General features: G+C 32.4%; 17 protein-coding genes, 1 pseudogene and 1 riboswitch. Of the genes and pseudogenes, 5 read left to right on the forward strand and 13 right to left on the reverse strand.

What is annotated here, in order from left to right:
* Nucleotides 1–381 precede the first annotated feature (381 nt).
* Genes miaA through AC1EUY_RS14670 form a run of 7 tightly spaced genes read right to left on the reverse strand, consistent with a single transcriptional unit; the run spans nt 382 to nt 7,542 of the window.
* Nucleotides 382–1,290 (reverse strand): tRNA (adenosine(37)-N6)-dimethylallyltransferase MiaA, encoded by a 909-nt coding sequence (gene miaA / locus AC1EUY_RS14640; protein ID WP_480196295.1) that lies wholly within the window; start codon nt 1,288–1,290, stop codon nt 382–384.
* Nucleotides 1,290–2,114, reverse strand: coding sequence for an ion transporter (locus AC1EUY_RS14645; protein ID WP_480196296.1), 825 nt, complete (start codon nt 2,112–2,114; stop codon nt 1,290–1,292). The genes miaA and AC1EUY_RS14645 overlap by 1 nt, the downstream gene beginning before the upstream one ends.
* A gap of 43 nt (nt 2,115–2,157) precedes the next feature.
* A complete protein-coding gene (locus AC1EUY_RS14650; protein ID WP_480196297.1) occupies nt 2,158–3,519 on the reverse strand; it encodes an exonuclease domain-containing protein in 1,362 nt (453 codons plus the stop codon).
* A 6-nt stretch (nt 3,520–3,525) separates the two neighbouring features.
* Nucleotides 3,526–4,554: a M28 family metallopeptidase gene (locus tag AC1EUY_RS14655; RefSeq protein WP_480196298.1), complete on the reverse strand. Its 1,029-nt coding sequence runs from the start codon at nt 4,552–4,554 to the stop codon at nt 3,526–3,528.
* Nucleotides 4,555–4,586: 32 nt separating this feature from the next.
* Complete coding sequence (locus AC1EUY_RS14660; RefSeq protein ID WP_480196299.1) at nt 4,587–5,381, reverse strand: ABC transporter ATP-binding protein; 795 nt, start codon at nt 5,379–5,381, stop codon at nt 4,587–4,589.
* A gap of 4 nt (nt 5,382–5,385) precedes the next feature.
* On the reverse strand, nt 5,386–6,402 hold the full coding sequence (locus AC1EUY_RS14665) for a FecCD family ABC transporter permease (RefSeq protein WP_480196300.1): 1,017 nt from the start codon (nt 6,400–6,402) through the stop codon (nt 5,386–5,388).
* Nucleotides 6,403–7,542, reverse strand: coding sequence for an ABC transporter substrate-binding protein (locus AC1EUY_RS14670; protein WP_480196301.1), 1,140 nt, complete (start codon nt 7,540–7,542; stop codon nt 6,403–6,405).
* Between the two features lie 50 nt (nt 7,543–7,592).
* Nucleotides 7,593–7,897: riboswitch (cobalamin riboswitch) on the forward strand.
* A gap of 116 nt (nt 7,898–8,013) precedes the next feature.
* Here AC1EUY_RS14670 and AC1EUY_RS14675 point away from each other — a divergent pair.
* Complete coding sequence (locus AC1EUY_RS14675; protein WP_480196302.1) at nt 8,014–9,963, forward strand: TonB-dependent receptor plug domain-containing protein; 1,950 nt, start codon at nt 8,014–8,016, stop codon at nt 9,961–9,963.
* 19 nt (nt 9,964–9,982) lie between these two features.
* Here AC1EUY_RS14675 and AC1EUY_RS14680 read toward each other — a convergent pair whose 3' ends face one another.
* The 5 genes from AC1EUY_RS14680 to AC1EUY_RS14700 are packed head-to-tail and all read right to left on the reverse strand — an operon-like array spanning nt 9,983 to nt 13,089.
* Nucleotides 9,983–10,453 carry a thioredoxin family protein gene (locus AC1EUY_RS14680; RefSeq protein ID WP_480196303.1) on the reverse strand — a complete coding sequence of 157 codons (471 nt, stop codon included), beginning with the start codon at nt 10,451–10,453 and terminating at the stop codon, nt 9,983–9,985.
* A 17-nt stretch (nt 10,454–10,470) separates the two neighbouring features.
* On the reverse strand, nt 10,471–10,896 hold the full coding sequence (locus tag AC1EUY_RS14685) for a DUF2147 domain-containing protein (RefSeq protein ID WP_480196304.1): 426 nt from the start codon (nt 10,894–10,896) through the stop codon (nt 10,471–10,473).
* Nucleotides 10,893–11,810 (reverse strand): YihY/virulence factor BrkB family protein, encoded by a 918-nt coding sequence (locus tag AC1EUY_RS14690; RefSeq protein ID WP_480196305.1) that lies wholly within the window; start codon nt 11,808–11,810, stop codon nt 10,893–10,895. The genes AC1EUY_RS14685 and AC1EUY_RS14690 overlap by 4 nt, the downstream gene beginning before the upstream one ends.
* A gap of 3 nt (nt 11,811–11,813) precedes the next feature.
* Nucleotides 11,814–12,341: a KdsC family phosphatase gene (locus AC1EUY_RS14695; RefSeq protein ID WP_480196306.1), complete on the reverse strand. Its 528-nt coding sequence runs from the start codon at nt 12,339–12,341 to the stop codon at nt 11,814–11,816.
* On the reverse strand, nt 12,325–13,089 hold the full coding sequence (locus AC1EUY_RS14700; protein WP_480196307.1) for a Rossmann-like and DUF2520 domain-containing protein: 765 nt from the start codon (nt 13,087–13,089) through the stop codon (nt 12,325–12,327). The genes AC1EUY_RS14695 and AC1EUY_RS14700 overlap by 17 nt, the downstream gene beginning before the upstream one ends.
* Before the next feature lie 108 nt (nt 13,090–13,197).
* Between AC1EUY_RS14700 and AC1EUY_RS14705 the strand changes: the two genes are divergently transcribed.
* Nucleotides 13,198–16,368 (forward strand): cytochrome c biogenesis protein, encoded by a 3,171-nt coding sequence (locus AC1EUY_RS14705; RefSeq protein WP_480196308.1) that lies wholly within the window; start codon nt 13,198–13,200, stop codon nt 16,366–16,368.
* A 698-nt stretch (nt 16,369–17,066) separates the two neighbouring features.
* Complete coding sequence (locus tag AC1EUY_RS14710; RefSeq protein WP_480196309.1) at nt 17,067–17,654, forward strand: glutathione peroxidase; 588 nt, start codon at nt 17,067–17,069, stop codon at nt 17,652–17,654.
* Nucleotides 17,655–17,927: 273 nt separating this feature from the next.
* Here AC1EUY_RS14710 and AC1EUY_RS14715 read toward each other — a convergent pair whose 3' ends face one another.
* Nucleotides 17,928–19,166 carry a neutral zinc metallopeptidase gene (locus AC1EUY_RS14715; RefSeq protein WP_480196310.1) on the reverse strand — a complete coding sequence of 413 codons (1,239 nt, stop codon included), beginning with the start codon at nt 19,164–19,166 and terminating at the stop codon, nt 17,928–17,930.
* 625 nt (nt 19,167–19,791) lie between these two features.
* Between AC1EUY_RS14715 and AC1EUY_RS14720 the strand changes: the two are divergent.
* Both AC1EUY_RS14720 and AC1EUY_RS14725 read left to right on the forward strand, forming a co-directional pair.
* Nucleotides 19,792–20,205 (forward strand): annotated as a pseudogene (locus AC1EUY_RS14720) (hypothetical protein); the annotation flags it as partial.
* 56 nt (nt 20,206–20,261) lie between these two features.
* Nucleotides 20,262–21,710: a pyridoxal phosphate-dependent decarboxylase family protein gene (locus tag AC1EUY_RS14725; protein WP_480196311.1), complete on the forward strand. Its 1,449-nt coding sequence runs from the start codon at nt 20,262–20,264 to the stop codon at nt 21,708–21,710.
* Nucleotides 21,711–21,934 lie beyond the last annotated feature (224 nt).

Consider the following 21,934-nt stretch of genomic DNA (forward strand, 5'->3'; position numbering starts at 1 on the left):
GTAGATTAGATTATAAAAACCGAATAGCAGGAATAGGAGGTATGCTAAACATGTCTGGTAATTTTAAAAAAGATATGAAGTATATAGAAAATTTTTATGAAAATTCAAACCCTAAACATCCTGAGCGTTATAATACTAAGATTTTTTAAAACATTTCGGTAGTCGCATTAATTGTCAATTCCTCGTTATTCATTATAATTTTTGCCAAACTTTTTGTTTTCGGTATTTCATAGGAAAGATTTTACAGCATCTAGAAAAATATCAACAACTACAGTATCTACTCATTATAACGTTCTTTTTGTAAAAGTTTATCTGTTTGATGTACATTATGCAATAAGAACTTAAAGTATCAATATCTACATATTCATTTTTTCATTTTAGCTATTTGATAAGTTGTTTTTCAATATGCTGAATTATATTTTTTTTATCTTGAAGATAATCAAACCATTTAATTTCTTTATTTTTTCGAAACCAGGTGCCTTGACGTTTAGCAAAGCGACGTGTATTTTTTTTAACCTCAGAAATGGCAAAGTCTAAATCGCAGGTATTTTCAAAATAAGTAAATAATTCTTTGTAGCCTACTGTTTGTAAAGCATTTAGATGCTTGTGTTTAAATAGTTTTTTTGCTTCTTCTAACAAGCCTTCTCGTATCATCATATCAACACGTTGATTGATTCTTTTATACACTATTTCTCTATCTGCTGTCAATCCAATGATGATTGAGGTAAAATTTCTCTTAGAGGCTTTATCTGTTAAAAAGAAAGCATACGGTTTGTTTGTGCCAATACAAATCTCTAAGGCTCTTATAACGCGTTGATGATTCTCTATATCTATCTTCTCGTAAGTCTTTCTATCTAGTTTTTTAAGTTTTTTTTGTAATGATACAATTCCCTCTGAAGCAAGTTCTTCTTTCAAGCTTTCTCTTATTTTAGGGTCAATATCAGGAAAATGGTCTAATCCTTTTACAACAGCATCTACGTATAATCCGCTACCTCCAACCATCACAACGATATTCTGCTTTTTAAATAGTACATCTAATTTACTAATTGCATCTTTTTCAAACTGACCTACGCTGTAATCCTCAAATATTGAACGATCTTGAATAAAGTGATGCGGTACTTGTGCGAGTTCTTCTTTACTAGGAACGGCTGTGCCAATAGCCATCTCTCTATAAAACTGTCGAGAGTCACAAGAAATAATTTCAGTATTAAAATGTTTTGCAATAGCGATACTTAAGGCAGTTTTTCCTATAGCAGTAGGACCAACAATGGTGATTAAGTAATTTGACATTAATTTAATTTATGCCCACAATGATAACAGAATTCAGCATTATCTCGATGCTTACCAAACGAACAGCTAGGGCAACTTTGCGTATTTGTATGTACTTCTTTGTGTTTGGTATATTCGGCGGTTACAATTCCTGTGGGTATTGCAATAATTCCATACCCTAAAATCATAATCATAGAGGCTATAAACTGCCCTAATGCAGTTACGGGAGCGATGTCTCCATAACCTACCGTAGTTAATGTTACAACTGCCCAATATACACTTCTTGGGATACTTGTAAAACCACTATCTGCACCACCTTCTATTAGATACATAATGGTACCTAAGATGATGCAAAGAATAACTACAAAAAATAAGAATACAGATATTTTTGCCCTGCTATTGCGTAATGCTACTAGTAAGCGATTTGATTCACCTATATATCTCGCCAATTTTAAAATTCTAAATATTCTTAACAATCGTAGTGCTCGCAAAGCAGCTAGGGCATGTGTACCTACAAACAAAAGAGATAAATATTTAGGAATAGTTGATAATAAATCTATTATTCCATAAAAACTAAAAATATATTTAGTTGGTTTTTTAACAGATATTATACGTGCTATATATTCAATAGTAAAAAGAATAGTAATGACCCATTCGGCAACATTTAAAAAATTATGATATTTATTATCAAACTCTTCAACCGTTTCTAACATTACAAAAACAATACTGGCAAGTATGGCAATTAATAATATAATATCAAATAATTTACCTGCTGGTGTATCGGCTTCGTAAATTATTTCATGAAGTTTATTTCTCCAGTTTTTAGTATTGTTTTGGATATTCAAAAAGTGTAGGTTTTTATCAAAAGTATGAAAAACGTGAGATAGTTTAAAATTCTACGAGTTTTAGCTTTTTATTTCTTCGTAGAAATGATTTTATAATATGCTGTACATCACGATTGTTTTGCATGGGTGTTATTAATGATTTTAGAATTTCAATATTATTCAATTGAAAATTTAAATTAAAATAGCCAATACCCTTAAAAATTCCGTTTTCAATTAAAATTGCACTGCGTTCATCATAATCTCTACCAGTATCGATCACAACAAAACTCTTACTTTCAAAACTATTGTTTGCTATTAACGATAAAACACGATCATTGTATTTTTGATTGCTTTCCTCATCAATACATGCTCCATAACATTGATCTATGGTATAGTTAAAACAATTTTTCTTAGTAGCGTAGAGTCCTGTTAATTTTTGACATAATTCATACTTTTCAACCATTTTAAACATAAAACTTTTACCACTTTGTTTATTGCTGAATGTGGTAATCGCTTTTTTTCTACCATCGGCTTTATCTATTTTTAAATTGATATAACCGTTATCATCGGTAAAGTTGTATAAAGCGTGTGTGAACATAGTTCTTCGCTGAGCCTTGTTAAATACAGGTTTATTACGCTTTATTTCTTCACTTTCTTTAAGCAGCGCTACAAGTTCGCTTCCTGTTAATTCGTAGGTCACAGCTGCAACCAATGTTTGAATTTTCTTAGACTTGTGAGTTGTACTAGTAAAATGCTGATTGATTCTTTTTCTAATATTCTTACTCTTGCCGATATAGATAATTTCACCATTCGCTTTATGCATATAATAGATACCTGTAGCTGAAGGTAATTCTTCTAAAATATTAAGCAACTTAGCATCCATGTGATTTCTGGGAATATCTCGAATAGACTTCTTTAGAATTGTTTTAGAAGTATCTTTATCGAGTAATAACTTAAAAAGCTTCGTTGTAGCAATGGCATCTCCATTTGCTCTATGTCTGTCGGAAACAGGTATGCCTAAAGAACGACATAATTTTCCAAGACTATAAGAAGCCAAACCTGGTATTAATTTTTTACTCAACTCAACTGTGCAGAGGGTCTGCCGTTCAAAGTCAAATCCTAAACGTCTAAATTCTGTTCGTAATATTCTGTAATCAAAATTGGCGTTATGCGCAACAATGGTGCTATCTGAAGTAATTTCTACAATACGTTTAGCCACTTCATAGAATTTTGGAGCATTGCGCAGCATATTACTATCAATACCTGTAAGGTTTACGACAAAGGGTTGTATTTTACGCTCAGGGTTTACTAAGCTTATAAAGCTATCTACCACCTGATGTCCATCAAATTTATGAATAGCAATTTCTGTAATACCTTCTTCATTGTATTTTCCGCCAGTGGTTTCTATGTCGAGAATAGTGTACACTATGCCTTAATCAATTTTTAGGCGTTCATTTCTGTTGGCCAATTCCCAAGCTGTATAAAAAATTAATTGTGTTCGCTTTTGTAATAAGTCATAGCGTATTTTATCTGCAGTATCAGATGGTTGATGATAATCTTTATGTACACCGTTGAAATAAAAGATAATCGGAATACCATTTTTTGCAAAGTTGTAATGATCAGAACGGTAATAGAATCTATTAGGGTCATCCTCATCATTATACGTGTAATCAAGAGAAAGTTTTACAGTTTCTTTATTTGCTTTTTCTGAAATCTCATGCAATTCTGTACTAATCTTATCAGAACCAATTAAATATACAAATTCAGGATTTTCTTTATGTCGTTTATCGACGCGACCAACCATATCAATATTTAAATTGGCTATGGTGTTTTCTAAAGAAAAAACAGGATGTTCTGTATAATATTTAGAACCAAATAGGCCTATTTCTTCACCAGTTACATGTAAAAAAACAAGAGAACGTTTGGGTGAACTACCGTGTTTAACTGCTTCTCTAAAAGCTTCAGCAATTTCCATAACTGCTGAAGTGCCAGAGGCATCATCGTCAGCACCATTGTAGATTTTATCTTTTCTAGAGCCTACATGGTCGTAATGTGCAGAAAGTACAATGTATTCGTCTGGTTTTTCTGAACCTTTTATAAAGGCAATGACATTTTCAGAATCATTTTTTGTGCTTCCTCTAAAGTAATCTTTAGGTATATATTGAAAATAGCTAGTATCAATAGCGGAAGAAATCGCTCTTTTTTTATAAAAATCTGCAATATAGTTGGCGGCTATTTTTTGCCCTTCTTCACCTGTTTTTCTTCCATTAAATTCATCACTTGCTAATTTATATACTAATTTCTTAAGATCTTCTTGTGTAATCGTCTCAGCATAAATTTCTGCTTTTGTTTTAGTACTATCGATAAGCTTGTTGTTTTCTTTGTTTTTTGCTGTATCTGTTGTACTAGCTTTACAAGAAAGAGTATTGGTAAGCATCAGGAATAAGAAGAAATACTTCATTTAATATTTTTTTAAATCAAACTCTAAAAATACTACGAATTTATGATGAATTGTTTTGTTTTAACATCAAATTTAACCAAGGTAGAATCAAATAAATTATGTAGTTGATTGTCAGATATTAAAGCTTCTGTATTACCAGAGATAAAATTATTTTCTTTTAATAACCATAAAGTATCTGCTGTTTGCAGCGCTAGTTGTATTTCGTGTGTAGAAATGATGATCGTTTTTTTGAACTCTTTTACTAATCTTTTCAAAAGATTAAATACTTCAATTTTATGATGTATATCAAGGTGTGCAGTTGGTTCATCTAGAATAATAATCTCAGTGTTTTGTGCTAGTGCGCGGGCAATCATTACTTTTTGTAGTTGCCCGTCGCTTAGTGCATCACATCTCTTATGTATTAATGCATTAATACTTGTACTCTCAATTGCATTATGTATTTGTGTATGATCTTCTGTTGTTAAACTACCTAACCAATTTGTGTAAGGTTGTCGCCCTAGAGCTATGAGTTCATAAACAGTTAAATTATTTTCTGGGATTCTTTCAGTGAGTACTAAGCTAATTTTTTGAGCTAATTTTAAAGGAGAAATTGTATCTATAGAAGTTGTATCAATTTCTATAGTTCCACTTATTTTTGGCTGTACTTTTGATAGCGTTCTTAATAAAGTAGATTTGCCAATTCCGTTTTTACCAAGCAAACAGACCAATGTTCCAGGTGCTAACTTAAAAGTAATATTTGAAGCAACAATATTTTGCTTCTTTTTGAAATAATAACCTATTGATAAGTTGTTTGTTTTTAATATGATATGTTTATCTATTTGATTCAAAAAATTAATAAATTATTTTTCTTTTTCTTACTAATAACCAAATGACTACAGGTGCTCCAAAAATAGAGGTTATGGCATTAATTGGTAAGGTATATTCGCTGTTAGGTACTTGTGCTATGGTATCGGCTAATAACATACTCAAAGCACCAATAATGGCTACAGCAGGAATCAATATTTTATGGTTAGAAGTTTTAAATACTAATTTGGTTAAATGCGGAACTGCCAAGCCAACAAAAGCAATTGGGCCAGAAAAAGCAGTTATGATGCCTGTGAGTAATCCTGTTGCAATTAATGTGATCATTCTCGTTTTTTTTAGGTTTATACCCAAGCTTTGAGCATAATTTTCACCTAATAATAAGCTATTGAGTGGTTTAATAATAAAAATGATCATAATCATAGCAATCAGATATATAGAAAAGAACAGTATAAGTTCTTGCCATGATAGGTTTCCTAAATTGCCAAAGCCCCAAAAAATATATTGCTGAAGCTGTTCAGCACTGCTAAAATAACTTAATACGCTTATAATGGCAGCCGAAAGACTACCAAACATAAGTCCGATAATTAATATTGACATCGTATTTTTTAGCTTTCTAGATACAATCATCACGGCTGAAAGTACTAAAAATGCACCTAAACTAGCAGCTACTACCAATCCTATGTTAGAAAAGGCAAGTGCCGCCATGCTTCCGCCTACGAGCGAGATTCCTAAAATTAAAATGGCAACGCCTAAACTAGCTCCAGAGCTTATTCCTAACACAAAAGGACCTGCAAGCGGGTTTCGAAATAAGGTTTGCATTAATAAACCCGATACCGATAAGCCAGACCCGACTAAAGTTGCTGTAAAAGATTTTGGTAATCGATAATTTGTAACAATATAGCTTTCTGAGTTACCTAAAATAGTTTTAAACACTGTTTTAATAGGAATATGTACAGAGCCTAAACTAATATTTACAAACCAACTTATTACTAAGCAAATGCTTAGAATGATAAAGGTATTTGTATAATTTTTAGAAGTACTCAATTAGTCTGTTAGTTTTTCTAAATAAAAAGGTTGATAATTGGGTAGAAGTTCGGGATGTGCTATTCTAATAATGTCTTTTAAAACAATATGAGGCTCTAAAGGAGCTTTTTCATAATAAATAACACCTCCGTTTTGGCCTTTTTTAAGGCCAAAAGTATAAATAGTTTTGTTTTTAAAGGCATCAAACTGTGTGTAATGATGATTGGCTTTTTGTAGTTGATTAAAGCTGGTATAATGACCAGGAGCAATCCATATGTCAGCATGTTTTGCTTTGTCAAAAACAGCTTCAAAACTTAACTGTAAACTGCCCGTTCCTTTGGTGTTTAACCAAAGATAATTAAGGTTTGCATCTTTTAAGAATTGCGCTACAAAGCTTTCACCTGCTGGTAAACTCCATACATCATTAAATTGAACTCCAGATAGTATGGTTGGTTTTTGTGTTGCCTTTTTTGCGATTACTTTAGCTTTATTGTAAGCTGCTACAATATTTTCAAAAATACTATCCGCTTCTTTTTCTTTATTAAATAAGATTCCAAAGAATTTTATCCACTCTGCACGACCTAACGGTGTGGTTTCTAACCAATCTCCGTTTAAAACTACAGGGATATTTGCTTTTTCAATATTGCTAAACATTTTGTTATTGCTGCTCATGGCGAATCCAATAACCGCCTCAGGGTTTAACTCTAGTAAAACTTCGGTGTTGATACTTTCTTCTTTACCTAACTCACGAATCATTCCTTTTTGGATTCTAGCATACGTTTTTTCTGAAGATATATATTTTAAATTAGGAAATCCAATTAAGCTATTTTCAACATGTAATGCTTCCAACATTGGTATATGTGTTGTAGAGGTTACCACTACAGTTTCAATCGGTACCCGTATAATTTTTTTATTAATTAATGCTTTTGGAATTTCCTTTTCTTTTGAAATAAGATAAAATTCATGAGGCGCTACAGCATCAGGAAAAGGAGAGTTGATAATAAGTTTAGTGTAATTTCTATCTTTTTGAATTTGAAAACCTTGAGCATAACTTGTTAAAGTTTTTTCTGGCACCGCAGTTGTTTTCTTTTTTACCTGTTTACAGCTTATCAGAAAGACAAGAAAAAAGAAAAAAGAGAAAAGAATTTTGTTGAATTGCATCAAGTATAATTTTCAGCAAAAGTATCAATTTTTATATCAATCTATTTCATTACTTTTGCCACGATTTTGGTTTGATACCTGTAAAACATGTATCGATTAAAAGGGAATTAGGTGAGTTGATGTAAGAATTTTGCTGTAAGAGTTATGATTGTTGATTTAAATATCGTTTAAGAGTATGCAATCTAATCTCTGTAATCTAAATATCTAAAGTCTTCAATTCCTAAACTGTCCCCGCAACTGTAAGCTTAGCTTCTTTTTTAGAAGTGCTTAACAATAACTTCATGTCACTGGAATCTTCTGGGAAGGCATTTGTTAAGACGTAAGTCAGGAGACCTGCCAATAGTATAAGTAATCAAAGCTTTCGGAGGAAGAGTAACGATTCATGATTCACTCATGCATCCTATTTTCTTGCTGATAGCCATTTTTTAATCATTTCCGTGTAAAATAAAAGCGGATCAAACTTTTAATAAGATGAAAAAAAGGTTATTGCTAGTAGGTGCATTGCTAACATTAAGTTTAGTAAATGCGCAGCGACAACAAGATTCAACTAATGTTGAACAACTAGATGAAGTAGTATTAACAGATTCTCGATTTAAATTAAAAAGAGAAAATTCTGGTAAAACAATTATTAAAATTTCTAAAAAAGAAATTGAGAGAAGTCAAGGTCAAACAGTTGCCCAAATTATCAATGCAAAGTCAGGGATTACGATTAACGGAAGTCTTGGTAATGCAGGTCAAAATTTAAGTACTTTTTTTAGAGGAGGCCAAAATAGGCAAGTACTTGTATTAATAGATGGTATAGCAGTTAGCGACCCATCGCAAATTGAAAATAATTATGATTTACAATTATTATCTACAGATCAAATAGAATCAATCGAAATTTTAAAGGGTGCTTCAAGTGCTCTTTACGGTAACAGAGCTTCGACGGCTATTATCAACATTACGTTAAAAAAAGCTTCTAAAAGACCTGTCAAAGCAAGTTTAGGAATGCATATAGGTACCAATAATTCGCAAGATGATTCTAGAGTAGATTTGGTAGATTTTATAAGCACAATAGGCATCAATGGTACTATAGGTAAGTTTAGTTATTTAACGAATTTTAGCAGTAAAAACACCAATGGACTTTCTGCTGCGAATACACCAAATAGTACTATTAAAAATGAGAGCGATCGATTTGCAAAAGTCAGTACAAATGTTAAACTAGGGTATAGAGCCTCAAATAAATTTGATGTGACCTTCTTCGGAAATTATGATAAGTACACCGCTGAGTTTGATGATGGTTTTTCTTTTATAGATCAAGAGAATACCTCTGAGAATGAACAATATCGCTTCGGGTTAGGGGCTAACTATAATTACCCTAACGGAAGCATTCATGTAAACACTGCGATTAATAATATAGATAGAGAGTTTGATTTTGAATTGTTTACTGGTTCAATTTCAGAAGGAAAATCGTATCTAATTGATGCTTACAACAAATATAAGTTTAGTAATCAATTTTATACTATTGTTGGATTAAATTATGTTGAAAATGAGATAAATACATTTAATGTGCCTTTTGGAGAAACAAATTTTGCACCAGCAATTACTGCTGATATTGCAAACGACCAAATCGTAGATCCTTATGTAAATGTAACGTATTTATCTGATTTCGGCTTGAATATAAATGCAGGAGCGCGCTTGAATAATCATAGCGAATATGGTAGTAATTTTGTGTACAATATAAATCCGTCTTATGTATTCAAACTAAATAATAACAATCGCTTAAAAATTATTTCATCGTATAGTACGGCATATATTACGCCTTCGTTGTTTCAATTATTTTCACCAAGTTTTGGTAATGCTAATTTAAAAGCACAAGAAGATGCTACTATAGAGGCAGGATTAGTATTAAATTTAGGAAAGAAGTTATCAATAAGTACTGTGTATTTTAATAGAGATCAACAAAATGTTATTGAGTTTATAACACTAGATCTGGCAACTTTTGAAGCTGAATATCAAAATACTTCGGATGAATTTAAGGTAAACGGAGTAGAAGTAGAAGTAACGTCTGAATTAATAAAGGGTTTGAATTTTGATGCTAATTATACTTTTACAGAAAGAAAAGACGGTGTTATATTTAGAGCACCAAAACATAAAGCGAATGTAAATCTGGGTTATAATATTAGCGATGCTAATTATATCTCTCTACACTATCAATATACTGGAGAACGCACTGCAACAGCATTTAATGCTGATTTCACAGAGCGTTTAACATTAGACAGTTATAGTTTATTAGATTTCAATTTGAACCATATTGTTATCAAAGATAGATTGAAGCTATATGCAACGGTAAGTAATATTTTTAATGAAGAATATCAAGAAGTTTTTGGGTTTTCAACATTAGGTAGAAATTATAAAGTAGGTTTACGATTAAATTTTTAAACTAAAAAGCGGTCTAAGATTAGTCTATGACCGCTTTTTTTGTTGCTTTTTTCACCAGTTTATAATGTTGACTTGTATCTTTTAAGTAGTTATAGCTTTCTACACGACCTAACTCTTTACCTTTAGTGTCTAACAGAATAACTGTAGGAAAAACTCTCTGATTGTATTTTTTACTAAGTTTCTCATTAGAATCCTTTTGATGTTTAGATATTAAATTAGATCTTCTAGGTGAGTTGATTCGAACTAAGATTAAATTTTCTGAAGCTATACTTTGAAATTTTTTAGTATAAAAAAATTCTTTATTTAGTAATTGAGAAGCTTTATTCCAGTCGGAGCCAGTAAAGTAAAGCAACACTAGTTTATCTTCTTTTGTAGCCAAGGTAGTTGCTTTATCTAAATCAGTTTGCCAATTAAGATCAATGCCTTTTTCTTGAGCAAAAGAAGCGGCTACAAACAATAGAACAAATGCTATATGTAAAATTCTTTTCATAAACCATGAAAAGAATATCAATTTCTATACCAATATTGTGTTCGACCAACCAATGCAAAACCTACATATCCTCTCACTTTAAGCTTATTAGCATTCTCTAGTTTGATATAACACTTATACTGTTTACCATTTTTCGGATCTAAAATTTTACCGCCACTCCATTCGTCACCATCTTTTTTTAGTCCTTTAACAATTACTAAACCTTCAATTGGTTTGTTTTTGTCAGTTCCTTTACATTCGGTACATTTTTTATTCTTTCTTTCAGGATTTAAAATCTCAGCAACTTTTGCATATACTTTACCATTTTTTTCATAAATCTCTACGATAGATTCTGTTTCGCCTGTTTTATCGTCAACGGTTTTCCATTTTCCAAATACGGATTGTGCAGTAACCGAAAACATTCCCGCAAAGAATACTAATATTAAAAGTTTTAAATTTCTCATGGTTTACATTTTTTCTTTAACTTAATTAAGGATGCATTTAATTCAAAGCCTAATAGCAGAATAATGGAATTTAGCCATATAAAAAGCATCAATACCAACAAAGTACCAATTGATCCGTATAGCTCATTATACTGAGCAAATCGTTTTACATAGATACCAAAAATTCTGAAATTTATCACTATTAGAATAGCGGTAAGAACAGCTCCAGCAGAAAAAAAAGATATTTTTTTACCCTCTTTTGTGCCTAAATAGTAAAAAACGGACACTGTTGTGAGTAGCATGATAAAAATAATGGCATACCTGCCTAATTGTGTCCAGAATTCACCATCAGAAACATATCCTTGCTTTGTTAGATTACCAACGGCTATTTCAAAATAGATGATTGCTCCAACCGTAATAAACAACAATAATGCCACGATAAGAGAAACCATGAGCGATACTAAATACTGTTTTATTACTGACCGTGTTTCTAGCTTGTGATAGGTATATTCAAATCCGCCAAAAAGTGAATTTATACCATTGGTCATTAAAAAAACTGACATTACAAAACCAAAAGATAATAATCCTCCATATCGATTATTGGAAATATCATTTAATACCGTATCTACAGCTTCAAATGTTTTAGGTGGCAAAGCCTGATTGATAAAATCCATAAAGATTTTATTAAATTCATCTATGGGCACGTAGGGTATTAAGGTTAGAATAAATAAGGCAAAAGGAAAAAGTGCCATAAAAAAACTAAAGGCTACCGCACCAGCACGTGAAGTCAATGCACCTTTCACGATACCCAAAACATACATTTCAAGTACATCAAATAATGACATACCTTCAAGGCCAGGAACTTTTATTTTTTTAAAAAGCTTCACAAACCATCGAAGCACAGGTATTTTTAGCAAGCGCTCTTCGTTGGTCATAAATTAATCATATTTAGCTTCAAAATTTCCATCCCACTTATCTTGAACTTTAAGTACTTGTTCAATCACATCTCGAACGCAGCCATTACCTCCTTTTTTCTGAGAGATATATAATGAAATATTTTGTATTTCGGGAGCCGCATCCTTTGGGCAGGTAGGTAATGCCACTTGTTTCATTACAGGATAATCAGGAATATCATCACCCATGTATAGTACATTTTCAGGGTTGATACTATAAATATCGAGATATTCATCTAGTTGTTCTATTTTATTATGAGCACCTAGGTAAATGTCGGTAATTCCTAATCCGCGTAAGCGTGAGCGTACTCCTTCATTAGTTCCACCAGAGATAATGCAAACATTATAGCCTTTGGTTACGGCTGTTTTAAGGGCATAACCATCTTTAATATTCATTTTACGTATGAGCTCTCCATCAGGAAATATAGTAACAGTACCATCTGTAAGCACACCATCAATATCAAATATAAAGGTGGTTATTTGTGGCATTAATTCTTTATAACTCTTTTCCATAGGTGTTTTTTATTGAGTCGGTTAACAATTTGTATATTTTTTGTTGCTCTTGAGTAAGCATATTTAAATGTGCTTTTATAGTTTTAGAATCATTGCGTTTTGCGGGGCCTGTTTGTGCTTTTAATGGTGTTAATTCTTGCACTTTTTTTGCTGTTTCTTCAATTAAAGGTGCTAATACTTTAAATGGTACATTATGTGTGTTACAAACTTCGTATGCTACATGGTATAAATGATTTGTAAAATTATTTACAAATACGGCAGCAACATGAATACTTTTACGCTGTTTTGAATTTATTGTATATACGTTATCTGAAAGAGCGCTAGCTAAGGTATTCAAAACTGTCAAATCTTTAGCATGCTCAGCCTCTATACAAATAGGGATCTTAGTAAAATAAACTTCTCTGTCTCTAGAAAATGTCTGCAATGGATAAAAAACACCACGACTATATTTGTTAGATAATGCTGCCATGGCAATACTGCCAGAAGTATGAACAACCAAAGCTTCTTTAGGTAGGTTTAGTTTCTCTGAAAAATCAGCAATCTGATCGTCAGGTATCGCGATAATATACACATCAGCTTTTATTAAATTATTTAGATTGTTAGTTGTATTTAGCTGATTATTAAATTTTTTTAAACTTTTTTTTGACCTGCTATATACTTGCGATAGCTGTATTTCAGGGTGTGCAATACATGCTTTTGCCAAGTGGGTGGCTACAGTACCTGCGCCTAATAAAACGATTGCTATCATACGACGAATTTAAGGAAGTTTTAGCTATTTAAAAAAGTGTTAAATACAATAAAAAGAGGCATTTTTTAAGTATTTTCGCACAATTATATTTTCTACTCAATTTCATTAATGGAAAAATTAAAGAATCTACTCTTTTCAACGCGACTTACTGGTATTTTATTTCTAGTTTTTGCCTTTGCGATGGCAGTAGCCACTTTTATAGAGAATGACTACGGAACACAAGCCGCAAAAGCATTAGTTTTTAATACGAAATGGTTCGAAATTATCCTGTTGATTTTTGTAATCAATTTTGTTGGCAATATTTTTCGATATCGATTGTATAGAAAAGAGAAATGGTCTGTATTGCTATTTCATTTAGCATTTATTTTAATGATTATAGGTGCAGGAATTACACGATATATAAGCTATGAGGCCATGATGCCTATAAAAGAAGGCGAAGTAGCTGATAAAATGCTTTCAGAGGCTACTTATTTTACAGCAACGATAGATAATAATGAAGTACAGAAAAAGTTTGAAAGAAAATATCTATTTACACCAAAAATAAGTTCTGAGACAAGATTTATTCCGTTGATATCAAGGTTTTTAAACTTCGTAAGAGGCGGAAATGATTTTTCTATAGCTACAGATTTTAAAGGTAAAGATGTAAGTATAAAGTATGTGAATTATCTACCAAATGCTTTCGAAGCATTTCAAGAAGATGAGAATGGTGTAGAATTTTTACATTTTGTAGAGTCGAGTGGAGGTTCTCGTCATGATCACTATATTAAAAAAGGTGATGTTGCCAATGTACATAACGTATTAGTAGCTTTTGATAAAGAAACAGAAGGCGCTTTAAATATTAGTACCAAAAATGATAGTATATTCTTAAAATCACCTCAAGCAGGTAATTTTATGGTCATGGCAACGCAACAACGTGGTGCGGTTAAGAAAGATACAGTACAGGCATTTAATTTACGAGCATTATACTCAATAGGTGAGATGCAGTTTGTGGTACCAACGCCACCGCAGAAAGGAAAATTAGCATTAGTATCTAGTGAAGATAAAGATGCAAACCCTGATGATCTTTTAGAATTAGAAGTAAGTGTAGATGGTGAGAAAAAAAATGTAAAATTGTTTGGGTTTAAGTATAATATCAATCCAACAGAAATTTTTACGCTAAACGGATTGAATTTTCAATTAAATTATGGTGCTAAAGAATTAACCTTGCCCTTTTCGGTGAAACTACGTGACTTCCAGTTAGAACGTTACCCAGGTTCAAATAGTCCTAAGTCTTTTGCCAGTGAAGTAACAGTCATCGATAGAGATGAAACGTTTGATTTTAGAATATTTATGAATAATATTTTGAATCATAAAGGATTTAAGTTTTTTCAATCTAGTTATAATGATAAAGGACCCGTAGAAGAAACGCATCTGTCGGTAAATCACGATGCTTTAGGAACTACCATTACCTATATTGGTTATGTATTACTTTTTTTTGCGTTGACCTTTATTCTATTCTCAAAAACCACTCGGTTTGCTGACCTTAATAAAATGCTTGAAAAAATTAAGAAAAAGAAGAATGGTTTAGCTGCTATTGCATTGTTAGTTTCTTTTTCTACATTTTCACAGCATACGCATATTACCGATGCACAAATAGATTCACTATTACAAGCTACGAAAGTTTCTGAAGCCCATGCTGAGAAGTTTAGTAGGTTGGTAATTCAAGATGAGGCAGGACGTATGAAGCCAGTACATACCTTTGCTTCAGAATTGCTGCGTAAAGTAAGTAAAAAAGATTCGTATCGTGGCTTAAGTGCTAGTCAAGCAGTGGTATCTATGGCTACAAATCCTAAACTATGGTTTAACGCTCCGATTATCTATATGAATAAAGATAATACAAAGGCACGAGAGTTGATCGGTGTACCAAACGATAAAAAATATCTAAGCCTTACCGACCTTATTACTCCTAGAGGTGAATATAAGCTCAAAGACGATCTAGAAAAGGCCTATAAAAAGCGTGTTAAAAATAAATATGAAGAGAGTCTAGTAAGTGTACATGAACGTGCAGGTTTGTTGTATGGCGTTGTATTTGGTAGTATTTTTAAGTTTTTTCCATTGCAAAACGATGCCAATAATAAATGGTTCTCGTATCCAGAAAGAACTCAGTTTTTTAATAGCAAGACGAAAGATACCATGAATGCTTCGTATTTATTGCCGGTATATTCTGAAGCTGTTTATAACGCTACACAAACAAATGAGTACGCTAAAGCGGATGAATATGTTGCTATGATCAGCGCGTATCAAAAAAAGTTTGGTAGTGAAGTGATGCCTTCAGAACGACAAATAAACCTTGAGATCTTTTATAATAAGTACGATATCTTTAGAAATCTCTTCTGGCAGTATATGCTTGCCAGCGTTCTTATGTTAACGTTTCTAATCGTACAGATTTTCAACAACAAAAAATGGCTAGCTACTTTAATAAAAATAAGTGCTGGAGTTATTGTGTTGCTTTTTATGTATCATTTAATAGGGTTAGGTATTCGATGGTATATTTCTGGGCATGTGCCTTGGAGTAATGGATATGAATCAATGATTTATGTCGCGTGGGCAACGATGTTCTTTGGCTTAGCTTTTGGTAGAAAATCGAATCTGACCATCGCCGCAACAGCATTTGTAGTTTCTATGATTTTAATGTTTGCACATATGAACTGGATGGATCCTGCGATTGGTAATCTCGTTCCCGTATTAGACTCCTACTGGGTGATGATTCATGTATCCATTATCGTGGCGGGTTATGGTCCATTTGCTTTGAGCATGATTTTAGGGTTTATTTCCTTAATTTTATATGCAATTACATCCAAAAAGAATAAAGAGAAAATTGCACTAAATATTAAAGAGATTACGGTGATTAATGAAATGTCAATGACTGTTGGTTTAGTAATGTTTACTATTGGCAATTTCTTAGGAGGTATGTGGGCCAACGAGAGTTGGGGACGTTATTGGGGTTGGGATCCCAAAGAAACTTGGGCGCTTATCAGTATTATGGTCTATGCATTTATACTGCACACACGACTTATACCAGGCTTGCGTGGTCGTTTACTATTTAATGTATTAGCATTTTTTGCCTTTGCTTCGGTGTTAATGACCTATTTGGGTGTGAATCATTTATTATCGGGCCTCCATTCGTATGCCGCAGGTGAATCAGCGCCAATTCCTTATCAGATTTGGGTATGGTTAGGCATTGGTGTATTGTTGACCATCTTAGCATATATAAAAAACAAACAATTTTATAAAAAATAACGTCATTACGAGGAATGAAATGACGAAGTAATCTTTATAATTGAAGCTCGTAATTTACAGATTGCTTCACTCATTAAGAGTTCGCAATGACGTTTCTTTTTGGTCATTACAGGAACGAAGTGACGAGGTAATTTTTATATATGAAGCTTGTAATTTACAGATTGCTTCACTCATTAAGAGTTCGCAATGACGTTTCTTTTTGGTCATTACAGGAACGAAGTGACGAGGTAATCTTTATAATTGAAGCTTGTAATTTACAGATTGCTTCACTCATTAAGAGTTCACAATGACGTTTCTTTTTGGTCATTACAGGAACGAAGTGACGAGGTAATCTTTATAATTGAAGCTTGTAATTTACAGATTGCTTCACTCATTAAGAGTTTGTAATGACGTTTCTTTTTGGTCATTACGAGGAACGAAGTGACGAGGTAATTTTTATATATGAAGCTTGTAATTGACAGATTGCTTCACTCATTAAGAGTTCACAATGACGTTTCTTTTTGGTCATTACAGGAACGAAGTGACGAGGTAATTTTTATATATGAAGCTTGTAATTTACAGATTGCTTCACTCATTAAGAGTTCGCAATGACGTTTCTTTTTGGTCATTACGAGGAATGAAACGACGAAGTAATCTGTTAAAATTGAGTTCCAACACTTTAAACTTTCGTATTTTCACAAAACTAAAATTACACACTGATGAGAGTCTTTTTAATTACTTTACTAACGCTTACTCTTTTTGCTTGTTCAGAAAAAAAGAATAACGATAACACAGTTGCAGCAAGTACTGCGGTAGCACAAAAAGCGACACAAAGCTTATATGATTTCAAAGTAGAAGCGCTAGATGGATCAGAATTCGATCTATCCACTTTAAAAGGAAAAAAGGTCATGGTAGTAAATACAGCTTCTAAATGCGGATTAACACCTCAATACGAGCATTTACAAAAACTATACGATGAGTATAAAGACAATAACTTTGTCATCGTAGGTTTTCCCGCGAATAACTTTATGGGGCAAGAACCTGGTTCTAATAAAGAAATTGCAGAATTCTGTAAACAGAATTATGGTGTGAGCTTTCCAATGATGGCAAAAGTCTCAGTAAAAGGAAAAGACAAGCATGCCGTTTATCAATTTTTAACAGAAAAAGCAAAAAATGGTTTTAAGGACTCTGATGTAAAGTGGAATTTTCAGAAATACCTTCTCAATGAGAAGGGAGAAGTGGTGCAAATAATTTCACCGAAAACCTTACCTACTGATGCCGAAATTGTAGATTGGATTAAAGGGTAATATTTAGTTATTTGGCCGTCAGGCTATGTACAAAATATTGAATTTTTAAAGATGATCAAACGATTTATTTAGATAAAAAATCATAAAAATGGGTTTGTCCTCCCTTACAAGATAGGAATCAAATCTGCCAGCTTCAAACTGGTAGTAGCTTAACATTTTATATAAGTCACATAATAAAAGAGATTACTCTTTTAGTTGAGTAATCTCTTTTTGTATCTAAATTAAGATGTCTGTTTGCTAATAAAAACTAATTTTTTTTATTCGAGAACAACATTATTGCAAGCAAGTATCACAATTAATAATACCATCTAGGGCAGCTTCAAATAACTGGAAGAACTCCTCAGATGATAATATCTTTCCTTTGGGTAAAGAGCTATCAGCCAAATTGAATCCCCATTTCGCAGCAGCTAGGCGTTGCTCATAGGTACCATGGTGTCCTGGATTACTAAATCCGCAATCACCAATATTATAAAAAGCATCTAGAAATTGTTGTACACGCCACCAATTCATAGTTGCACCACGTTTATGTGTTAAATAATAGGCTGAATAAGCATCAGCCATAAGTTCAGTACGTCTTGTTGCTTCTGGTTCGTCTTCTTCAGCAACTTCTTCAAAATAACCATTTTCGAATTGAATATGGTGTGCAAACTCATGTGCTAAAATTGCCTGAGGTGCTACATCACCTAATCCAATTTCTCCATATCCAGTTAAAATACCATCACCCATTATAATTCTATCTTGTATAAACGAATCGGTGGTTGTCAATGCAAAAGCGTTAAAAGATAATAAAGGATGATTATAATTCCAAAAGCTATCACCACCAAAAATATTCGAGAGAAATGTAGCAGAATTTCTTGCACTCTCTTCAGTTATTGAAGGAAATCTAAGTAAAAGAATCTCAGTAAGTCGGTCTATGTCAGCATACGTAGTTCCCTTCATTGCAAACATATTAATATCGCTAGAGTTTATGTCCCAAAATCGTTTTAAATCTTTAAATGTTCTGTTTAACTGATTTGTATATTCTCCATTAACACCGTAAGATTGTCTTTCGTCAGGTGATTTAAAAAAAATAGCGTCAAAGACAGGATAATTACCAAACAATATAAAAACGATTATATCTAATAAGTTCCAATTCTCAGTGGTAGAATTTATATAATTAGTCAAAGGTATGTCTGAGTTATCACAAACATAATCATCAGGATTAATTACTGCTAAAACCATATTGTTTAAATAATCTGCATCAGCTCCAAAACCCAATCTTTGTGAATTATTTTGAATGAAGGCAGATAATTCTGCTGTAATGTCTTCACCAGTATCAAGCTTGTCTTTAAAATAATCAAACTTCGCTTTTCGCTCGTTGAAATTCAAATTCTCTGAAATATTAACCTGTAATTTGCGACTTTTTTTAAGGGTTTTGTTTTCAGTTTCTGGGGCTAAATTAGCATCTTCGCTACAGCTAAAAGTAGTCATGATCAATGTTAAAGCCATAAGGCTCATGAAAAGAGATTTCATTTTTCTCATAATTAAAAAGGATTAAATTAAATAATAATTTTTTTTGATTTTTATATACTAAGCTTTGTTTAATGACGAGGGTTGGAATAATAACTTGATTTAATTATTAAATATATTATACCATTAAAAATATTTATAGTTTTTTTAGTTAACGAATTTTTTTTCAAGAATAAATACCAATTTATTGTCAAAAATAAACTAACTACTCAATAAAAATCTGATAAGGATTTTATAAATTTACCAAATTCTTTGTAGAAATAGATGATTTCTACAAAGAATTTGTTTCACAATTCTAAAGTCGTCCGTTTTTAGAAAATTACTTATTAAAAAATATAATCACAAGGGCAAATTCTTAGATAGTGAAATGATGAGTATTTACCTAGGGCACTTCAAGATCAAGTTTGTTTTCTACAAAGCATTTTGTATCTAGTTCTTTTTGGGAGTATAATATCTTGTATACTAGTTAATATTCCCTATAAATTTGCATATTACAACTCTCTCTTTCTAAAAGCACTTAACTTGAAGAAATTTTACGCAACCTAAAATCTTAAATAATATCCACATAAACTTTTTAGAAATCAGTAGATAAATATGTAACTTTGATTGTAATAAATATAGCGGTTTTATGGACATATTTAAGGGTCAAAACCTTCTAGGGTTTTCTAATCGGTTTAAAACCGATGAGGACTTTTCACGCCAGCGCAACATTTGTCACCATATAGAATCAGCTACAGCAAATATTCTGTTCTGTAAAACCAAATTTGGAGTTCGTAAAGCCTTTTTTATTTGTTTTTGAGATGGCAACAATAACCAAAAGTCCTTCAGCCTGTTATAAAACTATCTACACTATGACACATCAAATAAAATCGTGGATAAGAACAATGTATTCACGGATAATCGATTTTAATGTCAACCAATATTTTAATGAATTTTGTTTTAGGATTTATCGCCTCCAAAGTAAAGACATAATATTTAATAACCTAATATAGCAAAAATGGTCGAAAACGATAAAATTTATCAATCGAAAAGTATAAGTAACTTACTGTTGACCTCTAAAACTTTTTTATTGTTTGTAACTCCCCTTAATTTTATGGTATGAAAGTAACCACTCCAACTCAAGAATTATTTAATGAAATATATGATGCTGAGCGTTTTAGAAATCTTGGACATCAAATAATAGATGTATTAGCAGATCAATTATCTAAAGTTCAGCAAGATAAAGATCAGGCTGTTTACCCACATATAAACCCCGAAGAGCAATTACATTTTTTTAAGAATAATCTCGATACGATAGCAGATCCTTTAGAGACGTTTAAAACGATATTGCATCGTTCAACGCAACTACAACACCCTGGGTTTATTGGGCATCAAACAGCTGTTCCGGCACCAATAACGGCCTTTGCCGGATTACTAGCAGATTTTTTAAATAACGGTACGGGTGTTTATGAAATGGGACCAGCCTCTAATGCTATGGAACGAACCGTTATCGATTTTACAGCGAAGCATATTGGATATACCGCTGATGCTTCAGGATTTATCACTTCGGGAGGCTCTTTAGCAAACCTTACTGCCTTGTTGGCAGCGAGAAAAGCAAAAGCACCAAGTGGCGTTTGGGAAGATGGTCATAAGGAGAAATTGGCAGTATTGGTTTCTGAAGAAGCACATTATTGTATTGATCGTGCAGCTAGAATTTTAGGGTTAGGAGAAGCTGGTATTATAAAAATTCCGGTTGATGATGAGTTTAAAATACGAACAGATCTCTTAGTATCGTACGTAGATAAAGCTAAAAGAAATGGCTTTCATGTATTTTGTGCCATAGGATGCGCTGGTTCTACGGCAACAGGTTCGTATGATGATCTAACTTCTTTGGCAGATTTTTGTAGTGATCAGAATATATGGTTGCATATAGATGCTGCGCATGGAGGTGGGGTTGTGTTTTCGAATAAGCACAAACACTTGGTACGTGGCATTGAAAAAGCAGATTCAGTAGTGATCGATTATCATAAAATGTTAATGACTCCTGCTTTAAATACTGCGCTCATTTTTAAAGATGGTAAAGAAAGTTATAAAACCTTTGTGCAAAAAGCACAGTACCTTTGGGATACCCCAGATCATGAAGAATGGTACCATTCAGCAAAACGAACTTTTGAATGTACCAAATCTTTACTATCAGCGAGAGTGTATATTATTTTGAAAACCTATGGTACTGATATATTTGAAAAAAATATCGATCATTTATATGCATCAGCACAACTGCTAGCCAATTTAATAAACAAGAGATCGAATTTTGAATTGGCAATACATCCAGCCTCTAACATTGTAAACTTTAGGTATGTGCCCGAAGCGATTAGCGATACATCTATACTTAATGATTTAAATGCATCTATAAGAAAAGAACTTATAGAATCAGGATTATTTTATATTGTACAAACAGTCATTGATGATAAAAGATATTTACGCTGTACCGTAATGAATCCATTAACCACTAAAGATCATTTTATACGTTTATTAGATGAAATTGAACGTATTGCAGAAAAAATATAGACTAAAAGTTATAAAAATATATTTTTTATACTTTTGGGTCATGATTGATTAAGTACAACTTCTATATATACAAGTTTCCTTATCTGAGGTGTTCGGAAAGTTGCTACCCTTGAGAAATAGTTATTCAAGCATTAACGGTTCGGGAGATACAAAAAACGCCTACATGGATTAATTTTGTTGCCTTTTGGTTATTTCAGATACCATTTGCTTACCTAGTATCTATT

It is taken from the genome of Maritimimonas sp. 2210JD6-3 (assembly GCF_056591795.1).